Source organism: Pseudomonas fluorescens, assembly GCF_000967965.1.
Classification (GTDB): Bacteria; Pseudomonadota; Gammaproteobacteria; order Pseudomonadales; family Pseudomonadaceae; genus Aquipseudomonas; species Aquipseudomonas grandcourensis.
On sequence record NZ_LACC01000027.1, the window covers coordinates 48,426 to 62,604 of the forward strand.

At 51.4% G+C, this 14,179-nt stretch carries 13 protein-coding genes; 10 read left to right on the plus strand and 3 right to left on the minus strand.

Translation table 11 applies throughout. The annotated features are described in order from the left end of the window. Nucleotide 1 precedes the first annotated feature (1 nt). The 7 genes from wbjC (at nucleotide 2) to VC35_RS22245 (ending at nucleotide 8,440) form a co-directional block, all read left to right on the plus strand. Nucleotides 2–1,120, plus strand: a complete 1,119-nt coding sequence (wbjC, locus tag VC35_RS22220; protein WP_046042612.1) for a UDP-2-acetamido-2,6-beta-L-arabino-hexul-4-ose reductase — start codon at nucleotides 2–4, stop codon at nucleotides 1,118–1,120. Between the two features lie 414 nt (nucleotides 1,121–1,534). After that, the gene (gene wecB, locus VC35_RS22225) at nucleotides 1,535–2,665 is read left to right on the plus strand and encodes a non-hydrolyzing UDP-N-acetylglucosamine 2-epimerase (RefSeq protein WP_046042613.1); all 1,131 of its coding nucleotides are present in this window, start codon (nucleotides 1,535–1,537) and stop codon (nucleotides 2,663–2,665) included. Between the two features lie 18 nt (nucleotides 2,666–2,683). Then, nucleotides 2,684–3,886: a glycosyltransferase family 4 protein gene (locus tag VC35_RS22230; RefSeq protein WP_046042614.1), complete on the plus strand. Its 1,203-nt coding sequence runs from the start codon at nucleotides 2,684–2,686 to the stop codon at nucleotides 3,884–3,886. Then, nucleotides 3,883–4,815, plus strand: a complete 933-nt coding sequence (locus tag VC35_RS29140) for an NAD-dependent epimerase/dehydratase family protein (protein WP_080925369.1) — start codon at nucleotides 3,883–3,885, stop codon at nucleotides 4,813–4,815. The genes VC35_RS22230 and VC35_RS29140 overlap by 4 nt, the downstream gene beginning before the upstream one ends. 27 nt (nucleotides 4,816–4,842) lie before the next feature. Beyond that, the gene (locus tag VC35_RS22235; RefSeq protein ID WP_046042616.1) at nucleotides 4,843–5,886 is read left to right on the plus strand and encodes an MraY family glycosyltransferase; all 1,044 of its coding nucleotides are present in this window, start codon (nucleotides 4,843–4,845) and stop codon (nucleotides 5,884–5,886) included. A gap of 111 nt (nucleotides 5,887–5,997) precedes the next feature. Then, nucleotides 5,998–7,992, plus strand: coding sequence for a polysaccharide biosynthesis protein (locus tag VC35_RS22240; protein WP_046042618.1), 1,995 nt, complete (start codon nucleotides 5,998–6,000; stop codon nucleotides 7,990–7,992). Between the two features lie 112 nt (nucleotides 7,993–8,104). Then, a complete protein-coding gene (locus tag VC35_RS22245; RefSeq protein WP_046042619.1) occupies nucleotides 8,105–8,440 on the plus strand; it encodes a ComEA family DNA-binding protein in 336 nt (111 codons plus the stop codon). A gap of 91 nt (nucleotides 8,441–8,531) precedes the next feature. Here the strand turns inward: VC35_RS22245 and VC35_RS22250 are convergent, their stop codons facing one another. Beyond that, entirely contained in the window at nucleotides 8,532–9,806 is a 1,275-nt protein-coding gene (locus VC35_RS22250; protein ID WP_046042621.1) for a Wzz/FepE/Etk N-terminal domain-containing protein, read from the minus strand. A gap of 305 nt (nucleotides 9,807–10,111) precedes the next feature. On the opposite strand from VC35_RS22250, the gene VC35_RS29145 reads away from it, so the two are divergent. From VC35_RS29145 to fabF, 3 genes are all read left to right on the plus strand, one after another. Next, nucleotides 10,112–10,965, plus strand: a protein-coding gene (locus tag VC35_RS29145) for an IS5 family transposase (RefSeq protein ID WP_185754835.1) whose coding sequence is annotated in 2 segments (ribosomal slippage) — nucleotides 10,112–10,453 and nucleotides 10,456–10,965 — 852 coding nt in all. Because the reading frame shifts where the segments join, the coding sequence is not laid out codon by codon here. A gap of 176 nt (nucleotides 10,966–11,141) precedes the next feature. After that, complete coding sequence (locus tag VC35_RS22265) at nucleotides 11,142–11,936, plus strand: SDR family NAD(P)-dependent oxidoreductase (protein WP_046042625.1); 795 nt, start codon at nucleotides 11,142–11,144, stop codon at nucleotides 11,934–11,936. A gap of 31 nt (nucleotides 11,937–11,967) precedes the next feature. Beyond that, nucleotides 11,968–13,242, plus strand: coding sequence for a beta-ketoacyl-ACP synthase II (fabF, locus tag VC35_RS22270; protein WP_046042627.1), 1,275 nt, complete (start codon nucleotides 11,968–11,970; stop codon nucleotides 13,240–13,242). On the opposite strand, the gene VC35_RS22275 is transcribed toward fabF, so the two are convergent. Next, a complete protein-coding gene (locus tag VC35_RS22275; RefSeq protein ID WP_046042628.1) occupies nucleotides 13,239–13,796 on the minus strand; it encodes a TetR/AcrR family transcriptional regulator in 558 nt (185 codons plus the stop codon). The two genes, fabF and VC35_RS22275, sit on opposite strands and share 4 nt — an antisense overlap. A 166-nt stretch (nucleotides 13,797–13,962) precedes the next feature. Then, entirely contained in the window at nucleotides 13,963–14,130 is a 168-nt protein-coding gene (locus VC35_RS29150) for a DUF2897 family protein (RefSeq protein WP_007985427.1), read from the minus strand. Nucleotides 14,131–14,179 lie beyond the last annotated feature (49 nt).

Consider the following 14,179-nt stretch of genomic DNA (forward strand, 5'->3'; position numbering starts at 1 on the left):
AATGAAGGTTCTGATTACAGGTGCCAATGGTTTTGTCGGCCAGAATCTTATTTCGCATCTGAGCGAGAAGTCCGATATCGAAGTGGTGCGCTTTACCCGCGAGGATTCCCTGGACGTCTTGCCGAGTCTGGTTGCGCGGGTTGACTTTATTTTCCATCTGGCCGGTGTCAATCGTCCGTTGAATCCGCAGGAGTTTCATATCGGCAATACCGATTTGACTCGTGCACTCTGTGATGCTATCCGACTCAGTGGTCGGAAAGTTCCAGTGCTGTACACGTCATCGAGTCAAGCGGAGTTGGATAACCCATACGGCAGCAGTAAACTCGGCGCCGAACAAGTATTACTTGATCTGAACTCGGAAAATGGTTCGGCAGTGCACTTGTTTCGTTTGCCTAACGTATTTGGTAAGTGGGCTCGTCCTAACTATAATTCAGCGGTTGCGACTTTTTGTAATAATATCGCTCGCGGTCTACCAATCAATGTCAATGATCCGCATGCGCGAATTAATCTGGTTTATATAGATGACGTAGTTGCATGTTTCATTGCTGTAATGGAAGGGAAAAACTCAGGCTCGCCGTTTGTTAGTGTGGAGCCACAATACAATATTACGGTGGGTGAGCTTTCCGAGCAATTGGCGGCTTTCCGTGATAGTCGCAAGACGATGATTACCGAGTCGGTCGGAACGGGGCTTGTAAGGGCGCTTTATTCCACTTATTTGAGTTATCTGCCGCCTGAGCGTTTTACTTACGAAGTTCCCAAACACGGCGATCCGCGCGGGGTTTTTGTGGAAATGCTTAAAACCAAGGAGGCTGGGCAGTTTTCTTACTTTACTGCGCATCCAGGGATAACACGCGGCGGGCATTACCACCACTCAAAGACCGAAAAGTTCCTTGTCATCAAAGGCACGGCATGTTTCCGTTTCCGTCACATTGTTTCGGGTGAGTTTTACGAATTGTTCACTTCCGGAGAAAAGCCGGAAATTGTCGAAACAGTTCCGGGCTGGAGTCACGACATTACCAATACTGGCAGTGAAGAAATGATCGTTATGCTTTGGGCTAACGAGATTTTTGATCGTGAAGCACCTGATACGTTTACCTTTCCTGTTGGTACTGAAGCTTAATTATCGTGCGCGCCGCTTTATTCCTTAGATAAGGAGTGGGCGGCGCTGTGCTTTTGTGGGGCTTGCGATCCCTTGAAGTGGTAGTCTTGTAAATCCGATTTTTTGACAGTTTGTCACCCCCGTCACAGGCTCAAAAACAGACCGGAAAGTCTGTTGGTATTAGCTTTTTCGTTGGCGTTTTCTTCGAATTGGGCACCACGGAGTGACCGGATGTGGCCGCCGAGATCGAACGCGGTGGAGGTAAGGTGTGATCGGCGGCGGCCTTACCCGGGGTGTTGAGGCCAAGTGGCGCAGCGTCCACTCGTCCATTGATGGCCCTCATTGGGCTTCATGCATGCTAATGGATAGCTTTAGTGGCAGTTGAAGATTAGAATTGTTAATCGTTTTTATCACTTAAAAATGTGACGTTTAAAAATGAAAAAATTGAAAATCGTTACCGTAGTGGGTACTCGCCCGGAAATCATTCGTCTGTCGCGCGTCATGGCCGCCCTGGACAGGGACTGTGACCATGTTTTAGTGCACACGGGGCAGAATTATGACTATGAACTGAACGAGATTTTCTTTCAGGATCTCGGTATCCGTAAACCCGACCACTTTCTGAACGCTGCTGGCGCAACAGGCGCAGAGACCATCGGTAACGTCATTATTTCCGTTGATCGTGTGCTGGCTGAGGTTCAGCCTGAGGCTCTTCTCGTCCTCGGCGACACGAATAGCTGCATGGCGGTCATTCCCGCCAAACGTCGTAAAATTCCGGCTTTCCATATGGAAGCTGGTAACCGTTGCTTCGACATGCGTGTGCCTGAAGAAATCAACCGACGTATTGTAGATCACACCGCTGATATCAATTTAACTTACAGCACCATTGCGCGCGACTATCTGCTAAGTGAAGGCTTGCCACCGGACAGGGTTATCAAAACTGGTAGCCCGATGTTTGAGGTGCTTAATTATTATCGTGAAGGTATCGATTCTTCGGACGTGCTGGAGCGGCTTGGGCTTGAGCAGGGCAAATTTTTTGTAGTAAGCGCACACCGTGAAGAAAATATTGATTCTGATACTAACTTCGGAAAGCTTGTTGAAGTACTCAACACAGTCGCAGCGCACTATGACTATCCGGTAATTGTCTCCACCCACCCGCGGACACAGAAGCGTGTCGATGCCATGGGGGTGAAGTTTCACGAGAATGTTCGTCTGCTAAAACCGCTCGGTTTCAAGGACTACAACAAGCTGCAACTTGAGTCCAAAGCGGTACTTTCCGATAGTGGTACGATCAATGAAGAGTCCTCTATTCTCAACTTCCCAGCGTTGAATATCCGTGAGGCGCACGAGCGTCCAGAGGGTATGGAAGAAGCCGCTGTGATGATGGTTGGCCTTGAGTCCGAGCGAGTGATGCAGGCCTTGCAGGTGCTGGACGGTCAAAGCCGAGGTGAGGTTCGCAGTCTGCGCCTGGTGGAAGACTACAGCATGCCGAACGTTTCGGAAAAAGTGGTCAGGATCATTCACAGCTACCGCGACTATGTTATGCGTGTCGTTTGGAAAAAGTACTGATCAGGACGAAAAGTATTAATGGCGAAGGTTTTTGTTGTTTCAGAGTATGTGGGTGCAGAACAAAATTCGACCGGTTTTTTTTGGTCGAAAATCGTTAGTAAGATTGGGGTAGAACTTGGGCGGGTAACAGTAATTTATCCAAGCGCAAGTAAGTCCTCATGCTTATTTGAGAGTCACGATGTTAAAGAAGTGGCATTCACAGCGCTGAAATTTAACAAAAACAAGCTGATTTCCAGATTCTTCGGACAGTTTTATCAGGTGGCCGGATTCTGTTGGCATATTCTCCGGGATGTAAAAAAAAATGATGTTGTGCTGACTGGGACTAATCCGGCATTACTATTGATGGTTATTCCCCTCTTGAAGCTGATCAAACGTTTTAAGTGGGGGGTTCTGGTTCATGATGTATTTCCGGAGAACTTAGTTCCTGCCGGCATAATGAAGTCCACCAGTCGTGTCTATCCGATAATCAACCGTTTATTCTCCAGTATTTATAATTCTGCAGAGTTGCTGATTGTTATCGGACGCGACATGCAGGAGTTAGTCAGCCTGAAGGTCACGAATACGGCTAAGGTCGTATTCGTGCCAAACTGGGCAGATGAGAAAGAGGTTTTTCCTTTACCTCGTCACACTGCGCCATTTTTAAATGAATTGGGGTGGCAGGAAAAAGTTGTATTCCAGTTTTTTGGCAATATTGGGCGTGTACAGGGAATTGAGAATATTCTCGACGCTATTTCTCTTGTCGAAGATGATCGGGCTGCGTTCATATTTATTGGAGATGGCGCGCTCGTCGCCAAGGTCAAGGAGTTCGTAAAAAGTAACCCTACAAAAAATGTTGCCTATGCGGGCACTGTTCCATTGAGGGACAAAAATCAGGGGCTTGCTGCTTGTGATGTAGCGTTAATTACCTTGGAGAAAGGAATGCTTGGACTGGGAGTTCCCAGCAAAGCATATTTTTCTCTTGCTGCAGATAAACCTCTTTTAGCAGTAATGGATGACAATGCCGAGATATCGCGAGTTATTCGCGAAAAAGGAGTCGGATGGCAGTGCAAACCGTCTGATCCGCGTGCTTTGGCCGACGTAATAGCAACAATATGCAATTCTGATCTTGAAGCGCTAAACGGCTGCTCGCTCGCTGTTTTTCGCGAGAATTATGCTGAGCATCTCGCATTGGATAAGTTCTATGGACATGTTGCTAATCTCATTGGACCGAACAAGGTATGAAAGTTTTAATTACTGGCGCCAATGGGTTTGTCGGGCGAGGTTTGGTTAGCGTTCTTCAGTCTGAATGCCATCAACTCGTTTGTTGCTCGCGAGTCGCTGTGTCCGACCATGAATTTGTTATTTCCTCTCCCTTAAGCGCCGATGCAGATTGGAGCCAGCTCTTAACGGGGGTTGATGTCGTAGTCCACTTGGCTGGCAAGGCTCACAATCTAGGTGAGCCAAGAGAAGTAGCTTTGCAGGGGTTCAAACAGGCGAATGTCGATGGCACGGTTCGTCTCGCAGAGCAGGCAATTTCGTCTAATGTCAAAAGGTTCATTTTTATCAGTTCCATAGGTGTGAACGGATCGTCAACGGAAGGTGCGTTTGACGAATCTTCTCCGGCGGCACCTCACGCGGATTACGCTGAATCAAAATGGGCTGCTGAACGGAAACTCGAGGAGTTAAATCGGAGGTCTTCCATGGAACTGGTTATTATAAGACCTCCTTTGGTATATGCGGCGCAAGCCCCCGGCAACTTTAAACGATTGCTTAAAATAGTTTCATTAGGGCTCCCTTTACCTTTTGCAACTATCAATAACCGACGTAGCATGATTGCGTTGGAAAACCTGGTTGACTTTATCCGTGTCTGTGTGACGCATCCAAAAGCTGCCAATAACTTGTTTCTTGTTTCTGATGGTGTGGATCTGTCCACCGCTGAGATAGTCAGGTTTCTGGCCAGTGGTATGAATAGAAAAGCTCGGCTTATTGCAGTTCCCCGGTTTCTCTTGTTGGCTGGGAGTACGGTATTGAGACGGCGCGCTATTTATACACAGCTTTGTTGTTCTTTGGTAATTGACTCTTCGAAAGCACAATCAACTTTGGGTTGGGTCCCTGTCGTCTCTCCTCAGCAAGCGTTGACAGAGTCCGGTCGGGGTTTCAAAGCGCTCTAACATTTTTTTGTGTGTGGTGTTTCTATAATGATAAATGCACATTTTTCAACCGAGTATTATTGGCTCGCCTTTCCTGCGGTAATTCTTTTGTCGCTCGGTTTGACCGGGGCACTGCGTATTTACGCGTTGAAGAACAGTCTCATTGATGTGCCAAATGGCCGGAGTTCTCACTCGATCCCCACACCTCGCGGTGGAGGGGTTGCCATTGTCGTTTGTTTTCTGTTGGTCATGCCGTTACTCGCTACGACAGGACTTGTAACCTGGTCAAATGCAATGGCATTGATTGGTGCTGGAGCCTGGGTTGCTGTGATTGGATTTCTTGACGATCACGGTCATATTGCGGCTCGCTGGCGTCTATTGGCTCATTTCGCTGGCGCGATCTGGGCATTGTTTTGGCTTGGTGGTCTGGCTCCGGTCGACGCTTTCGGCCTAACGATCGACCTCGGTTGGTTAGGTCATGTTGTTGCCGCTTTCTATCTGGTCTGGATGCTTAATCTTTACAACTTCATGGATGGAATTGATGGAATCGCCGGGGTTGAGGCCGTAACCGCGTGTATCGGTGCTTGTCTGATTTATTGGGTTACCGGTTTTGATGCTCTGGTTTGGGCACCTTTACTGCTCGCCGCTGCGGTACTGGGGTTTCTTTGCTGGAATTTTCCACCTGCGCGAATTTTCATGGGTGATGCGGGTAGTGGGTTTCTGGGCATCATACTGGGCATTTTTTCCCTTCAGGCATCCTCTAGCGCACCACAACTATTGTGGGTCTGGTTGATTCTACTTGGCGTATTCATTGTCGATGCCACATTCACCTTGTTGCGGCGTTTAATGCGGGGCGATAAAGTTTATGAGGCGCATCGCAGTCATGCCTATCAGTTCGCCTCTAGAAGTGTCGGTCGTCATCTACCGGTAACGGTTGGTGTCTTGATGATCAACCTGTTTTGGCTGCTTCCGATAGCTCTGTGTGTTGGGGTAGGGACCTTAAATGGCCTTCTCGGCCTGCTGATAGCATACGTTCCCTTGGTTTTACTCGCCGTCAGGTACCATGCGGGCGAGCTGGAACAAGTGAATTGAGGTGAATTTCGCCCGGTTGGTAAGGTTACAAAAAAGCTGTCATGTTAAATAATTGATCTCTGATTTTAAGTATCCAGCGCTTGAAGCTTTCAGGAGTGCGAAAGGGGTTTTATGGATAATCTTCGGGCATATTTGTTAAGGCTTCCACGTAGTCGCAAACGTATCTTGCAAGTCATCACTGACTGCTCGCTCGTCTGGGTAGCGTTGTGGATGTCATTCATCGTTCGCTTGGGTATTGACGAGATGATCAATCCGTTTACCCAGCATTTTTGGTTGTTCCTGGCTGCCCCGGTCATCGCGATTCCTCTTTTCATCCGCTTCGGAATGTACCGGGCGGTGATGCGTTACTTCGGTAACGATGCCCTGATTGCGATTATCAAGGCTGTCAGCCTTTCTGCCCTGATTCTCGGGGTGGTGGTGTTCTGGTACAGCAATCATCAGAACGTTGTCCCGCGGTCAATTATTTTTAACTACTGGTGGCTTAGCCTGATCATGGTGGGAGGGCTTCGTCTCGCTATGCGCCAGTATTTTCTGGGTGACTGGTTTGCAGCAGCACAACATGTGCCGTTTACCAATCGTGACGATGGGCTGCCACGCGTAGCTATTTATGGAGCCGGCGCGGCTGGGAACCAACTGGTTGCAGCACTTCGGATGGGGCGCGCGATGCGCCCGGTTGCATTCATTGATGATGATAAAAGCATCGCTGATCGCGTGATCTCTGGCTTGCAGGTGTATAAGCCCAAGCATATTCAACGCATGATTGATGTTACCGGGGCGCAGGAAATTCTACTTGCGGTTCCATCAGTGAATCGTGCTCGCCGCCGTGAGATTCTTGGCTTTCTGGAGCGATTCCCACTGCACGTACGAAGTATACCGGGGTTCATGGACCTCGCCAGCGGGCGAGTCAAGGTCGACGATATACAAGAGGTTGATATCGCGGACCTGCTCGGTCGGGATGCTGTGCCAGCACAGGGTGATTTACTGGAGCATTGCATCAAGGATCGATCGGTTCTCGTCACGGGCGCCGGCGGCTCTATCGGCTCCGAGCTTTGTCGTCAGATCCTGGTCCTGCAACCGACGACGCTTTTGTTGTTCGAACACAGTGAGTTCAATCTTTACAGTATTCTCTCGGAGTTGGAGCAGCGTATATCGCGAGAGTCGCTGTCTGTACGTCTGTTACCAATACTTGGTTCGGTGCGTAATCAGGACAAACTTCTAGATGTAATGAAAACCTGGCATGTCGATACGGTGTATCACGCTGCCGCTTATAAACATGTCCCGATGGTTGAGCACAATATTGCCGAAGGGGTGTGGAACAATGTAGTTGGTACGTTGAATACCGCACAAGCCGCTCTTCAGGCCGGAGTTTCGAATTTCGTACTGATCTCTACGGATAAGGCCGTGCGTCCTACGAACGTCATGGGCAGTACGAAGCGGTTGGCGGAGTTGACGCTGCAGGCATTGAGCCGCGAGGTGGCGCCGGTGATGTTTGGCGATAAGACCAATGTCTCTCGAGTCAATAAAACCAGGTTTACCATGGTGCGATTCGGCAACGTACTAGGGTCTTCCGGCTCGGTAATTCCGCTGTTTCACAAACAGATCATGTCCGGCGGTCCTTTAACGGTTACTCATCCGAAAATAACCCGTTACTTTATGACCATCCCGGAAGCGGCCCAGCTTGTGATTCAAGCTGGCTCGATGGGGCAGGGGGGGGATGTTTTTGTTCTGGATATGGGTGAACCGGTAAAAATTGTCGAGCTTGCGGAGAAAATGATTCATCTCTCCGGCTTGAGCGTACGTTCGGAAAAAAATCAACATGGCGATATCTCCATTCAGTTCACCGGTCTGAGACCTGGTGAGAAGCTTTATGAAGAATTGCTTATTGGGGATAACGTTGCGGCTACGCCGCACCCGATGATCATGACAGCCAACGAAGACTATCTCAGTTGGGATGTCCTTAAAGTCAGGCTGAGTGAGTTACTGTCGGCTGTTGAGCGCGATGATTACACTCAAGTGCGTCAAATCTTACGTGAAACGGTGAGTGGCTATACCCCCGACGGGGAGATCGTCGACTGGATTTTCCAGCAGCGCCGCCTCGAACCCTGATTGTTTCATATCCTGTAACGTACACATTTTTGACAGTTCCATGAGATCGCCTAAGTTTGGAGAGCAGCTTTGGAAAAGCTGCTTTCTCAGACGATGGCATGGAGCTTCACTTATGCGTACAAGCAGTTTCTACTCCCTGGTTTTCGCCCTTCTTGCAAGCGCCTCTCTTGCGGCAATCGCCGCGCCTGTCAACCCACCCGAGTTGAAGAATGCTCCTCTGGTGCAGGATGTAGCCGCCAAGGCACAGTCCGGAAAAGTCGATCTCAATAGTGCTGATGCACCTACGTTGCAACGTGAGTTGGCTGGGGTGGGCGAGGCAAAAGCCAAGGCGATTGTTGCTTATCGTGAAAGTAATGGTGCGTTTGCTTCAGTTGACGAATTACTGGAAGTGAAGGGTATCGGGAAAGCGATTCTGGATAGGAATCGCGAGAAGATCGAGGTGAACTAATAGTGTGATTGAATGACAAAGGCCGATCATTGATCGGCCTTTTTATTTGTGCGAGAGATTAGTCCCGAAAGTTTCTACTGCGGTGTGTTTGTTAATCGGGCTTTTTCGGTAGCAAGGTTGCCCGAGCGAAAGCAAGCAGGGTGCCGAGCAGTAATCCGAATATCAGCCCTGCGCCGACGATCAATGCTTTTTTCGGTTTGATAGGAAATGGTGGAGGCGAAGCAGTTCTGTCGATATTAACCAAGTTGAACTGGTCAGACTCGATATGTATGTTTTTCAAGTGCGCCAATTCTTCGCGGATTTTACTCAAGCCGTTCAAGAAAAGCTCTTCGTTATTGCGTTGCCGCAGCAAAGCGACCTCGCGGTTGTTGGCAAGGAGGGTGAGTTCTTTTTGAATCTCATCAATACGAGGCTCGGTAAAATCATCAGAGTTTCGCGAGACCAATGTCGCACGCTCTGCTTCTAGCGCCGACTGACCCATAAAATATAGAGGGATTTGTTGGTTGCTTACTTCTGTTCGAATCATGTTGCCCTGCCGTGTTTGCCCGGAGTCTCCAAGGGCAGATGGCGTAGTAGGGGCAACAATACCCAGCTTCTTGGCAATTGTTATTGCCTCATCCAGTTGTTTGATGCGATTTTGTCGGCGAGTTTGAAGCTGCTGACGCAAAGCCTTGAGTTCGTCTTGAAGCATCTCTTTTCTTAGCTGATCCTTTTCAAGGAGCTCGGCAATCTTTGAGTCCTTATCGGCTTCGTATGCTGCTTTCCTCGAGAGCAACTTTCTTTCGGTTTGTGCAATTCGGTTGTCAATAAGAGTTTTCAAGTCCGATTCGACTTTCTCTTTTTCACGTTTGACGACGAAGTCGGTAAAGTTGTTAACAATAGCGACACCATCCATTCCCAATGGGTACTCAACACCAAACTGAATGGCTTCCGAAAGATTGGCGGTTTTTTTAGGGTCGATTTGATCGACTGTAAAGCCATTGGTGTTGAAACGCTCAAGCGTTTCTTCGAGTGATTTACCATTTACTTGAATTGGCGCGAGCAATTCCGGGTTGGCCTGAAAAAATTTCAAGCGTACGGAATACGACTCCATGGAAGAACCGATACGTCTTAATGACTCTGCTGGATTGATTGTGTAAAGACCGGTTCCATTTAACATATCCAGGTCAGTTGAGGCGACCGGCCTGATATAGTTTTGTACTTTATATTGGGGTTGTGCCGTTAATGCATAAGTAATTGCGAGCGCCGTGGAAAGACCGGTAAAGAGTAGAATTATCCCTCTTTGTTTCCATAGGTTGCGTATAAATTCTGCAACATCAATTTCATGATGCTCAATGTCGGGGCTTATTTTTTCAGGGAAGTTCATGAAACCCTCAATTTATAAAAGTCTGCTGCCGTTGAGGGGTGCTCAATAGGTTTAGCTGACGAGTCTGAAAAAACATTTAGAAATATTTCGCATTCTCCCGTATCTAAATTCTCACTGCAAGCAGTTGATAATTGAAACTGTCAATTTTTGTAGCCTGTTCTGGTTCGTTTTGCTGAATCGATAGCGCATGCGGAATGCAGCAGGTTGGTTGCCTAGGTTCTGTACGAAATCAGTCGAAACCAATTTGAATTCCACAGGCGTCGAAATTCAGTAAAGTCCGCGTCCATCAAAGGCAGGAGCCCATGATGGCCAAACGGTATGAACTCCCCGACGCAGCCTGGGATTTGGTTGCGGATGTATTCGATGAACCTCGTCGTAGCGGGCGCCCACGAACAGATGACCGTTTAATGCTTAACGGCGTCCTTTGGGTGCTCTGTTCTGGTGCTGCTTGGCGTGACATGCCTGAGCGTTTCGGCCCTTGGTCAACGGTTTATCAACGTTTTCGTGACTGGCGCAATCGCGGAACGTTTGACCAGATGCTAAAGAGGCTTCACATCAATCTGAACGAGCAAGGGTTCATTGATCTGGAAACTTGGATGATTGACTCCACGGCAGTACGCGCAACCCGGGCCTCTTCTGGTGCTGGGAAAAAAGGGGGCCTGAAGAACCGCAAGATCATGCGCTCGGCCGCAGCCGGGGCGGCCTGACCACCAAGATTAACATGCTGTGCGATGCCAACGGTTTACCCCTGACATTTCTATTGTCGGGCGGACAAGCCAGTGACATCGCTTATGCCCAACCGTTGCTGGATGAGGCGTACATACCAAGCTTGCGCGGCGGCCCTCGCAAACGCTGCCGATGGCTGTTGGCTGATAAAGGCTATGACGCCGAAGCTTTGCGTCGTTACTGCGACCGCTATCGGATGCAGCCGGTGATTCCTCTGCGCAGCATGAAGCGCAAACCCAAGCCGGGTTTGCCGAGACTGTTTGATCGTCCCAAGTACCGGCAGCGCAACATCATCGAGCGTATGTTCGGATGGCTGAAAGAAAACCGCCGCATCCTTACGCGCTTCGACAAACTCGCGAAAAGTTATGCGGCGATGGTCTCGCTGGCCTGCGCCATGCGGTATTTACGACATTACTTTTCGTACAGAGCCTAGTGTGCATCCGCAGTTAATCGATTATCGCTCGATTGTTGGTTAGGGATAGAAGCAGGCTGTATCGCAGGGCACCTGTCCGCTGGTCCGAGGCTGAAATTATGTGTGTCATATATTTCTTAAATTATGCCTATAATAAATCGCCATCCCATTCCTCGCATTTCTTCAGGAGCACACTCATGAATTCAGTCCTGTCCCAAGGTACGGCACTCGTCACCTGCGCTTCCTCCGGTATCGGGGCGGTTTACGCTGAGCGGTTGGCAGCCCGCGGTTTTGATTTGTTGTTGGTGGCTCGTGACGAGCAGCGACTGGAGATGGCGGCGAGCAAGCTACGCTCGGAGCACGGGGTCAAGGTGGAAGTACTGAAGGCGGATCTCACTCAAAAGGAAGACGTGCGGCAAATCGAACAGCGGTTACGCAGCGATTCGAGTATCAGCCTTTTGCTCAATAACGCCGGTGTGGCGGCGGACGGGCTATTGGCTAATGCCGATACTGATCAACTGGAACGAATGATTCAGTTGAATATCACCGCTGTCACGCGATTGGCCGCAGCGGCGGCAGCCAGTTTTACCAAGGCCGGGCGCGGCACGATTATCAATATTGCATCGGTGGTGGCCTTGTTTCCTGAGCGCTTCAACGCGACGTATAGCGCCAGCAAGGCTTACGTATTGAGTTTGACTCAATCGTTGAGCGCCGAACTGAATGGCACCGGAGTGAAGATCCAGGCGGTGCTGCCCGGCGTGACACGTACTGAAATCTGGGAGCGCTCCGGTATCGATGCCTCACAGATTCCTGCGGAGATGGTGATGGAGGCCGGTGTAATGGTCGATGCAGCGTTGTCGGGCCTGGATTCGGGTGAGTTGATCACGATTCCTTCGTTGCCCGATGCAGCGGACTGGGATTCGTTCGTGGCGGCGCGTTTTGTGATGGCGCCTAACCTTTCCAAAAGCACGGCGGCTGCCCGTTATCGGTAAGCGCCATCAACTGGCTAGAGGTGTGTGCGGTATGAGTGATCGTCGAGTGGTAGTCACGGGCATGGGCCTGGTATCCCCTCTGGGGAGCGGCGTCGAAACAGTCTGGCAGCGCCTGTTGGCCGGGCGCTCCGGGTTGCGCAATCTGCCGGAAGACGTGGTGGCCGACCTGCCGGCAAAAGTCGGCGGCGCAGTACCAACGCTGGCTGATGACCCGGAAGCCGGGTTCGATCCGGACCGGGCAACGCCGCCCAAGGAACAGAAGAAGATGGACCGCTTCATTCTGTTCGCCATGGAAGCCGCGCGTCAGGCACTGGAGCAAGCCGGCTGGCAAGCGCTGGATGCCGATGCCCAGGAGCGCACGGCCACCATCATCGGTTCAGGCGTGGGTGGTTTCGGCGCGATTGCCGACGCGGTGCGCACCACCGACAGCCGTGGTCCGCGACGTTTGTCGCCATTCACCATCCCGTCGTTTCTGGTCAACCTTGCGGCAGGCCATGTGTCGATCCAGCATGGCTTCAAGGGGCCATTGGGCGCGCCGGTCACGGCATGCGCCGCCGGGGTTCAGGCGATTGGTGACGCGGCGCGGTTGATTCGTGCGGGGGAGGCGGACATCGCGGTGTGCGGCGGAGCGGAAGCGGCGATCGATCGGGTCAGCCTTGCCGGGTTTGCGGCAGCTCGCGCCTTGTCCAGCGCTTACAATGAAACGCCCGAGCGTGCTTCGCGACCTTTCGACAGCGGCCGCGACGGTTTTGTCATGGGGGAAGGGGCCGGACTGCTGGTCATCGAGTCTCTGGACCATGCGCTGGCTCGCGGTGCTCAACCACTGGCGGAGCTGGTCGGCTACGGTACCAGCGCCGATGCCTATCACCTGACCGCCGGCCCCGAGGATGGCAGCGGTGCGCGGCGCGCGATGTCGCTGGCATTGGCACAGGCCGGTGTTTCACCGGCTCAGATCCAGCATCTGAATGCTCATGCAACCTCGACTCCGGTGGGGGATCTGGGGGAGCTGGCGGCGATCAAGGCATTGTTCGGGGCGCAAAATGGCATCGCTGTGACATCGACCAAGTCGGCGACCGGACATTTGCTCGGCGCAGCCGGTGGACTCGAAGCGATCTTTACGCTGCTGGCGATCCGCGACCAGATCGTGCCGGCGACGCTCAATTTCGAGAACCCGGACCCTGCAACTGAAGGCGTGGATATCGTTCATGGCAACGCGCGGCCGATGACCATCGAATACGCGTTGTCCAACGGCTTCGGATTTGGCGGGGTCAATGCCAGCGTATTGTTCAAGCGCTGGCAGGGTTAGCCCTGAGAGTTTTTCAGGTGTTCGCGTGCGACGTCGAGAATCCGTTGGGCAAACTCGGCGTCGGCAACGCTGCGCGATAACAGCAAGGCGCCGACCAGCGTAGACATGATGACGATGCTGCGGTCGGCGGTGTGCTCTCCGTCAAGGGTGTGCTGGATCTGATCGAGTCGCGCCTGGAGCACGACGTCGCTGGTCGGACTCGGTTGACCACGCAGCCCCAGTTCCGAAGAAATAGTCAGCAGCGGGCAGCCTTCGTGGGGTGAGGTTTGATGCCATTCGGACAGGTAGGCGTCGATGAAGGCTTCGAGTGGCTGTTCCTCTGCGAAGATTTGCGCGCACAACTCGTCGACTTGTGCGCCAGCCTCCTGCAAGGCTTTCTCTACCAGTTCGTCTTTGGACTTGAAGTGCGAGTAAAAGCCACCGTGGGTCAAGCCCAGAGCTTTCATCAGGGGTTGCAGCCCGGTCGCGCCGATACCGTCGCGTCGAAATCGCGCTGAAGCTTCCTTGATTATGCGTTGGTGGGTCTGGGCTTTATGGTCCTGCGAGTAACGCATCTGATATCTCCGCATCAATGCGGCCATATTAACCAATGGAAATTGCATGGTGACTGTACTTCTACTTCTAATAAACATGCAGATGCTTCGATATGGGTGCAAAGCGGCATGATTCCGGGAGATTTCACGCAAAAACAAACCCCGCCGTTCAAGGCGGGGTTTTCAGTCAGCGGTCCTGCGCTTCCTTGGCGTCCATTTCCGCATTGCGTTCGGCGACGCGCTTGCGTTGTTCTTCGGTCAGTTCGACCTTGTTGGCGGTGTCGCGCAGCAGCATCAGACCACCAACGATCGAGCCGATGGCAACGACCAGAATCAACCAGGCATACCAGGGCATAGGACTCTCCTTGAAAGCAGGCGGTCGGCGAGGGCTCGCCAACCGATCG